The 7,747-nt window shown below is 71.7% G+C and carries 7 protein-coding genes; 4 read left to right on the top strand and 3 right to left on the bottom strand.

Translation table 11 applies throughout. From position 1 onward, the window contains the following. Nucleotides 1–814, bottom strand: an 814-nt coding sequence (locus V7793_RS12100) for a DeoR/GlpR family DNA-binding transcription regulator (protein ID WP_443057891.1), incomplete at its 3' end; no start/stop codon positions are given. Between the two features lie 148 nt (nucleotides 815–962). Further along, entirely contained in the window at nucleotides 963–2,411 is a 1,449-nt protein-coding gene (locus tag V7793_RS12095) for an NAD(P)H-quinone dehydrogenase (RefSeq protein ID WP_336005549.1), read from the bottom strand. 165 nt (nucleotides 2,412–2,576) lie between these two features. On the opposite strand from V7793_RS12095, the gene V7793_RS12090 reads away from it, so the two are divergent. From V7793_RS12090 to V7793_RS12080, 3 genes are all read left to right on the top strand, one after another. Further along, the gene (locus V7793_RS12090; RefSeq protein WP_030369994.1) at nucleotides 2,577–3,014 is read left to right on the top strand and encodes a gamma-glutamylcyclotransferase; all 438 of its coding nucleotides are present in this window, start codon (nucleotides 2,577–2,579) and stop codon (nucleotides 3,012–3,014) included. A 115-nt stretch (nucleotides 3,015–3,129) separates the two neighbouring features. Continuing rightward, complete coding sequence (locus tag V7793_RS12085) at nucleotides 3,130–3,951, top strand: purine-nucleoside phosphorylase (RefSeq protein WP_168094824.1); 822 nt, start codon at nucleotides 3,130–3,132, stop codon at nucleotides 3,949–3,951. A gap of 381 nt (nucleotides 3,952–4,332) precedes the next feature. Next, nucleotides 4,333–6,012, top strand: coding sequence for a phospho-sugar mutase (locus V7793_RS12080; RefSeq protein WP_336005544.1), 1,680 nt, complete (start codon nucleotides 4,333–4,335; stop codon nucleotides 6,010–6,012). A 71-nt stretch (nucleotides 6,013–6,083) separates the two neighbouring features. Here the strand turns inward: V7793_RS12080 and V7793_RS12075 are convergent, their stop codons facing one another. After that, on the bottom strand, nucleotides 6,084–6,644 hold the full coding sequence (locus tag V7793_RS12075; protein WP_336005543.1) for a PH domain-containing protein: 561 nt from the start codon (nucleotides 6,642–6,644) through the stop codon (nucleotides 6,084–6,086). Nucleotides 6,645–6,759: 115 nt separating this feature from the next. Between V7793_RS12075 and deoC the strand changes: the two genes are divergently transcribed. Further along, nucleotides 6,760–7,743 carry a deoxyribose-phosphate aldolase gene (gene deoC, locus V7793_RS12070; RefSeq protein WP_336005554.1) on the top strand — a complete coding sequence of 328 codons (984 nt, stop codon included), beginning with the start codon at nucleotides 6,760–6,762 and terminating at the stop codon, nucleotides 7,741–7,743. The last annotated feature ends 4 nt before the right edge of the window (nucleotides 7,744–7,747 follow it).

Here is a 7,747-nt window from a genome sequence, read left to right as displayed (position 1 = left end):
GTCCGGACCCCGGCCCCTGGCCCGACCCCGCGCCGGGCCCGGCGACCGAGATGTGGACGCCCTGGTCGGCGAGGGCCTGCAGCTCCGTCGCCGCGCGGTCGTCGTGGGAGGGCGGCTCGTCCGTCACGAGCCGCGTGATCACATCCGTGGGCACGGTCTGGAACATCGTGTCCGTACCGAGCTTCGTGTGGTCCGCGAGCACGACCACCTCCGCCGCCGCCTGCACCAGCGCCCGGTCGACGCTCGCGGAGAGCATGTTGGACGTGGACAGGCCCCGCTCGGCGGTCAGCCCGCTCCCGGACAGGAACGCCCGTGTCACGCGCAGCCCGTGCAGGGACTGCTCCGCACCGCTGCCCACCAGGGCGTAGTTGGATCCTCTGAGCGTGCCGCCCGTCATGACGACCTCGACCCGGTTGGCGTGGGCGAGGGCCTGGGCGACGAGCAGGGAGTTGGTGACGACGGTCAGTCCCGGTACGCGTGCGAGCCGGCGGGCCAGCTCCTGCGTGGTCGTACCGGCGCCGACGACGACGGCTTCGCCTTCCTCGACGAAGCTCGCCGCGAGATCGGCAATGGCCGTCTTCTCGGCGGTCGCTAGATGGGATTTCTGCGGGAAGCCGGACTCTCTGGTGAAGCCTCCCGGCAGCACCGCACCGCCGTGCCGGCGGTCGAGCAGTCCTTCTGCCTCCAGTGCGCGCACGTCCCGCCGTACGGTCACTTCGGAGGTCTGGACGACGCGGGCGAGCTCACGGAGCGAAACCGCCCCGTTGGCCCGCACCATTTCGAGGATCAATTGACGACGTTCTGCAGCGAACACGAAACCGACAGTAACGCCAACGACCATCCGTTTTCAGCAGGTTGCAGCAATTAACGGAAGTTGTCCGCTGCGGAACGCTCAAAGTGGTATAGGAGGCCCGGGCTCAAGGCCAAAGCCTCCCTGACCACTCAGCGCAATAATCCAACCCCTAAGCCTCGCGCTGTGTCTTGCGCGAGTGGAGCTGCCGGGCGACCTCCGCCAGGGAACCGGACAGCGACGGGTAGACGGTGAACGCGTTGGCGATCTGCTCGACCGTCAGGCTGTTGTCGACGGCGAGGGAGATCGGGTGGATGAGCTCGCTCGCCCGCGGGGCCACCACGACGCCGCCCACGACGATGCCCGTGCCGGGCCGGCAGAACAGCTTCACGAAGCCGTCGCGGATGCCCTGCATCTTCGCCCGCGGGTTGCGCAGCAGCGGCAGCTTGACCATGCGGGCGTCGATCTTCCCGCTGTCGACGTCGGCCTGCGTGTAGCCGACGGTCGCGATCTCGGGGTCCGTGAAGACGTTCGCCGAGACCGACTTCAGGTTGAGCGGCGCGACCGCGTCACCCAGGAAGTGGTACATGGCGATACGTCCCTGCATCGCCGCGACCGAAGCGAGCGCGAGCACGCCCGTGCAGTCACCGGCGGCGTAGACGCCCGGCGCACTGGTGCGCGAGACCCGGTCGGTGTGGATGTGCCCGGACTCCTTGAGCCGGACCCCGGCCTCCTCCAGCCCTATCCCGGCCGTGTTCGGAATGGAGCCGACCGCCATCAGGCAGTGCGTACCGGTGATGACGCGGCCGTCCGCGAGCGTGACCTCGACCCGGTCGCCGACTCGCTTCGCGGACTGCGCCCGCGACCGCGCCATGACGTTCATGCCACGGCGCCGGAAGACGTCCTCCAGGACGGCGGCCGCATCCGGGTCCTCACCCGGCAGCACGCGGTCCCGCGACGACACCAGCGTCACCTTCGACCCCAGCGCCTGGTACGCGCCGGCGAACTCGGCACCGGTCACACCCGAGCCCACCACGATGAGCTCCTCGGGGAGCTCGTCCAGGTCGTACACCTGGGTCCAGTTCAGGATGCGCTCGCCGTCCGGCTGCGCGTCGGGGATCTCGCGCGGGTGCGCGCCCGTGGCGACCAGCACCGCATCCGCGACGAGCATCTCCTCGGTCCCGTCCGCGGCCGTCACGATCACGCGGCGCGAGCCGTCCGGCGCCTGGTTCGGCTCCAGCCGGCCCCGGCCGCGCAGCACACGTGCACCCGCCCGGGTGACGGACGCCGTGATGTCGTGCGACTGCGCGAGCGCCAGCCGCTTCACGCGGCGGTTGACCTTGCCCAGGTCCACGCCGACGACCCGGGCCGCCTGCTCGATGTGCGGCGTGTCGTCGGCGACGATGATCCCGAGCTCCTCGTACGAGGAGTCGAAGGTCGTCATCACCTCGGCCGTCGCAATGAGCGTCTTCGAGGGGACACAGTCGGTGAGCACCGACGCCCCGCCCAGACCGTCGCAATCGACGACGGTCACCTCCGCACCGAGCTGCGCGGCGACGAGCGCCGCCTCATAGCCGCCGGGTCCGCCACCGATGATCACGATCCGAGTCACGTACTCCATTGTCCCGCACCCGTCGAAGGGACTTCTCCCGGGGCCTCCCCAGCGGATCCGTACCCGTATGCATACGGCAATCCGTGCGAGAACCGGCAGGAGGTTCCGGACGAACCTCCCTTCGAGACTGCCATCCCAAATGCCGTCGCGCCTCACTCCCGTACCCTCGAAACCATGTCGCTCTACGCCGCGTACGCCGGCAACCTCGACGCGCGGCTGATGTCCCGCCGCGCACCCCACTCGCCGCTGCGCGGCACGGGCTGGCTCGCCGACTGGCGGCTGACCTTCGGCGGCGAGCAGCTGGGCTGGGAGGGCGCGCTCGCGACCGTGGTCGAGGCACCCCGCTCCCAGGTCTTCGTCGCCCTCTACGACATCGCCCCGATGGACGAGGACTCGATGGACCGTTGGGAGGGTGTCGGCCTCGACATCTACCGCCGGATGCGCGTCCGCGTGCACACTCTGGACGGTGAGGAGCCCGCGTGGATCTACGTCCTGAACGGTTACGAGGGCGGCCTGCCCTCCGCCCGGTACCTCGGCGAGATCGCCGACGCGGCGGAATCGGCGGGCGCCCCCCACGACTACGTCATGGAGCTGCGCAAGCGCCCCTGCTGACGGCCGGGGCCGGGTTGTGACGACTACGTCTCGTCACAACCCACAAAGCAACAATCGGAACACCGTGAGCAGTGACATCTACGCGCGTAGGCGATAAGCGGCTACCCTCGTCCGCGTGAACGCATCAGTTACTCCCGACATCCAGGCCGACCCGTACGCCGCGGCGGACGCCGCCGCCGCCCGTCTGCGCGAGCTGACCGGCGCCGAGACCCACGACGTCGCCCTGGTCATGGGCAGCGGCTGGCTCCCCGCGACCGAGGCGCTCGGCGCTCCCGAGGCCGAGTTCCCGGTCACCGAGCTCCCCGGCTTCACCGCCGCCGCCGTGGCGGGCCACGCCGGCACGGTCCGCTCGTACAAGATCAACGACAAGCGCGCCCTGGTCTTCCTCGGCCGTACGCACTACTACGAGGGCCGCGGCGTCGCCGCCGTCGTCCACGGCGTGCGCACCTCCGTGGCCGCCGGCTGCAAGACCGTCGTCCTCACCAACGGCTGCGGCGGCCTCCGCGAGGGCATGCGCCCCGGCCAGCCCGTGCTGATCAGCGACCACATCAACATGACGGCGACCTCGCCGATCGTCGGCGCCAACTTCGTCGACCTCACCGACCTGTACTCGCGCCGCCTGCGCGCGCTGTGCAAGGAGGTGGACGAGACCCTCGAGGAGGGCGTCTACGTCCAGCTCCCCGGCCCGCACTACGAGACGCCGGCCGAGATCCGCATGGTCCGCACCCTCGGCGGCGACCTCGTCGGCATGTCCACCACGCTCGAGGCCATCGCGGCCCGCGAGGCCGGTGCCGAGGTCCTCGGCATCTCCCTCGTCACGAACCTCGCCGCGGGCATGACGGGCGAGCCCCTCAACCACGAAGAGGTCCTCCAGGCCGGCCGCGACTCCGCGTCCCGCATGGGCCAGCTCCTGGCCCGGGTCCTCCCGAAGCTCTGACCCGGCCGGTACGGCGCCGTTCCCCACACCCGGGTGCGGCGCCGTTGGCGTTCCCCGCGCGCCTACGGCGCGCGACAGCCCCACCCACCCGCCCGTTACTGGGATACGTGCCCGTACCCAAGGGCAGAGGCCCACGGGCCCACGGGCACCGGACCACCGGGCGGGAGGGGGCGGGGTGGGCCGGGGCTGGCAAGGGGCGTAAAGCGTGATTTGTGGGCCCTCGTTCCGGGCACTCCATGCAACACCGGGGCCAAGGGCCCGTAAATCATGCAGCCCCGGAAGCCCCGGCCCACCCCGCCCCCGACCCACGGACGACCGGCACGCGAAAACCGGCCGCACCCCCCAGACCCCATACCCACCCACCCCTCCGGAGGAGACACCGTGGAGCGAGAGCGAGACGCCCTCATCGCCCAGGCCAAGTCCTGGCTCGCCGAGGACCCCGACCCCGACACCCGCGAGGAGCTCGCCCGGCTCATCGACGCCGGGGACACCGCCGAGATCGCCGCCCGCTTCGCCGGCACCCTCCAGTTCGGCACCGCCGGCCTCCGCGGTGAGCTCGGCGCCGGCCCCATGCGCATGAACCGCTCCGTCGTCATCCGCGCCGCCGCCGGCCTGGCCGCCTACCTCAAGAAGCAGGGCCACACCGGCGGCACGGTCGTCATCGGCTACGACGCCCGTTACAAGAGCGCGGACTTCGCCCTCGATACGGCGGCCGTCATGGTGGGCGCCGGCCTGAAGGCCGCGCTCCTCCCCAAGCCCCTCCCCACGCCCGTCCTCGCCTTCGCGATCCGCCACCTCGGCGCCGTCGCCGGCATCGAGGTCACGGCCAGCCACAACCCGCCGCGCGACAACGGCTACAAGGTCTACCTGGGCGACGGCTCCCAGATCGTGCCGCCCGCCGACGCCGAGATCGCCGCGGAGATCGCCGCCATCCGGACCCTGGACGACGTCCCCCGCCCCTCCGCCGGCTGGGAGACCCTGCGCTACGAGAACATCGTGGGCGCCTACCTGGAGCGCACGGACGCCGTCCTGACCGGCGGCTCCGCCCGCGACGTGCGCGTCGTCTACACGCCCATGCACGGCGTCGGCCGCGACGTCCTGACGGCCGCCTTCGAGCGCGCGGGCTTCCCCGCCCCGACGGTCGTCGCCGCCCAGGCCGAGCCGGACCCGGACTTCCCGACCGTGGTGTTCCCCAACCCGGAGGAGCCGGGCGCCATGGACCTGGCGTACGCCACCGCCCGCGAGGCCCAGCCGGACATCATCATCGCCAACGACCCGGACGCGGACCGCTGCGCCGTCGCCGTGCCCGACGCGGACAGCGTCGAGGGCTGGCGCATGCTGCGCGGCGACGAGGTCGGCGCGCTGCTCGCCACGCACCTGGTGCACAAGAGCGCCCGCGGCACGTTCACCACGACGATCGTCTCGTCCTCCCTCCTCTCCCGCATCGCCGCCGCGAGCACCGGCACGCCGTACACGGAGACGCTGACGGGCTTCAAGTGGCTGGCCCGCGTCGACGGCCTGCGCTACGCCTACGAGGAGGCGCTCGGCTACTGCGTGGACCCCGAGGGCGTCCGCGACAAGGACGGCATCACGGCTGCCCTGCTGGTCGCCGAGCTGGCCGCGGAGCTCAAGGAGTCCGGCCGGACGCTGACCGACCTCCTGGACGACCTGGCGGTCGAGCACGGCCTGCACGCCACGGACCAGCTGTCGGTGCGCGTCCAGGACCTGTCGCTGATCGCGGACGCGATGCGCCGCCTGCGCGAGCAGCCGCCGACGGTCCTCGCGGGCCTGCACGTGACGTCCGCCGAGGACCTGGCGAAGGGCACGGAGTCCCTGCCCCCGACGGACGGCCTGCGCTACCACCTCGCCGGTGACGAGTCGGGGGCCGTCTCGGCCGCCCGGGTGATCGTCCGGCCGAGCGGCACGGAGCCGAAGATCAAGTGCTACCTGGAGGTAGTGGTCCCGGTCGCCGACGCGGCCGCCCTCGCGGGCGCTCGCACCAAGGCGACGGCGGTCCTGGCCGAGATCAAGGCCGACCTGTCGAAGGCCGCGGGCATCTGAACCCGCTGAACCCGTGAAAAAAAGGGGGGCCGGGGCACAGCCCGGGCCCCCCTTTCCTGTGGAAACGGCCGTCAGCCGACCACCAGCAACACCACGAACAAAACCAGCCCCACCCCGGCGGGGACGAGCACCTCGTACGCCCACCGCACGACGACGTCCCCCTGCGCGTCCTCCCGCGAAGCGTTCCGCTCGGCGAGCTCCTGCAGCTCCGCGACGGTCTGGTCGGCGGGAGCCGCCTCCGCCCCGCCCCGGGCCGCCCGCTTCCGCTTCCTCAGCGACACGGGCACCGCCCACAGCTGGTAGGTGGAGCCCCCGGCCAGCACCTCACTGGAGTAACCGGCGCGCACCGCGTCCACCGCGCCCCACGGCAACGTGATCGTCCGGAAGGGATTGCGCACCAGCAGCCGCGAGGCCCCGGCGAAGACGGCCGGCCGCAGCGTGAAGGCAATGATCAGCGGCACGACGCACAGCAGCCCGGCCAGCGCGAGCCAGGGCGTGCTGCCCTCTCCGCGGACGGCGGCGTCGCCGCCCAGCCAGCCGGCGAGGGCGAGCATCAGCACGCCGCCGGCGATGCCGGCGGGCGAGCGGTAGCGCCTGTCGGCGTATTCCTGTTCGGGGCTAGGGCTCGTCATGGGCAGATTGTGCCTGACGCCTCCCGCGGGGGCGGCCGGAGACCGAGCCGAAAACCGCCCCGCACCAGCGGGGGTGTACACGCGCTACGCGCGTAGATATGCTCATCTGGTGACCATGCCCACCACAGTTTCCGCACACGGCAACGACGCCGCGGGGCGGCTGAAGGAGCTGGCGGACGCCACCGCCTCCGACAGTGCGCTGCGCCGCTTCCTGCACGGACTCCCGGGGGTCGACGCGGTCGGGCTGGAGGCCCGCGCCGCCTCCCTCGGCACCCGCTCGATCAAGACCTCGGCGAAGGCGTACGCCATCGACCTGGCGATCTCGATGATCGACCTCACGACGCTCGAGGGTGCCGACACCCCGGGCAAGGTCCGGGCCCTGGCCGCCAAGGCCGTCCACCCCGACCCCACCGACCGCACGACGCCGCGCACCGCCGCCGTCTGCGTCTACCCCGACATGGTGGCGACGGCCAAGGCCGTCCTCGCCGGCACGGACGTGAAGGTCGCCTCCGTCGCCACCGCGTTCCCGGCGGGCCGCGCCGCGCTGCCGGTCAAGCTCGCGGACACCCGCGACGCGATCGGGGCCGGTGCCGACGAGATCGACATGGTCATCGACCGTGGCGCCTTCCTCGCCGGCCGCTACATGGACGTCCTGGAAGAGATCCGCGCCGTCAAGGCCGAGTGCGGCGACAAGGCCCGCCTCAAGGTGATCTTCGAGACGGGCGAGCTGTCGACGTACGACAACATCCGCCGCGCGTCCTGGATCGGCATGCTCGCGGGCGCCGACTTCATCAAGACCTCGACCGGCAAGGTCGCGGTCAACGCCACCCCGGCGAACACCCTGCTGATGCTGGAGGCCGTGCGGGACTTCCGCGCGCTGACCGGCGTGCAGGTCGGCGTGAAGCCGGCCGGCGGCATCCGCACCACCAAGGACGCGATCAAGTTCCTGGTCCTGGTCAACGAGACCGTGGGCGAGGAGTGGCTGGACAACACCTGGTTCCGCTTCGGCGCCTCCAGCCTCCTCAACGACCTGCTGATGCAGCGGCAGAAGCTGAGCACCGGGCGTTACTCCGGTCCCGACTACGTGACGGTGGACTGACCGA

The sequence above is a fragment of the Streptomyces sp. KLMMK genome, assembly GCF_036961605.1.
In the GTDB taxonomy this organism is placed as follows: Bacteria; Actinomycetota; Actinomycetes; order Streptomycetales; family Streptomycetaceae; genus Streptomyces; species Streptomyces telluris.
The sequence above is the reverse complement of the archived record's forward strand: the minus strand, read 5'-3'. Positions and strand labels throughout refer to the sequence as shown.

Coding starts and splice junctions, on each gene's coding strand:
- V7793_RS12095 (WP_336005549.1), bottom strand. CDS start 2,411: ATGGAGTACGTGACTCGGATCGTGATCATCGGTGGCGGACCCGGCGGC.
- V7793_RS12090 (WP_030369994.1), top strand. CDS start 2,577: ATGTCGCTCTACGCCGCGTACGCCGGCAACCTCGACGCGCGGCTGATG.
- V7793_RS12075 (WP_336005543.1), bottom strand. CDS start 6,644: ATGACGAGCCCTAGCCCCGAACAGGAATACGCCGACAGGCGCTACCGC.
- deoC (WP_336005554.1), top strand. CDS start 6,760: ATGCCCACCACAGTTTCCGCACACGGCAACGACGCCGCGGGGCGGCTG.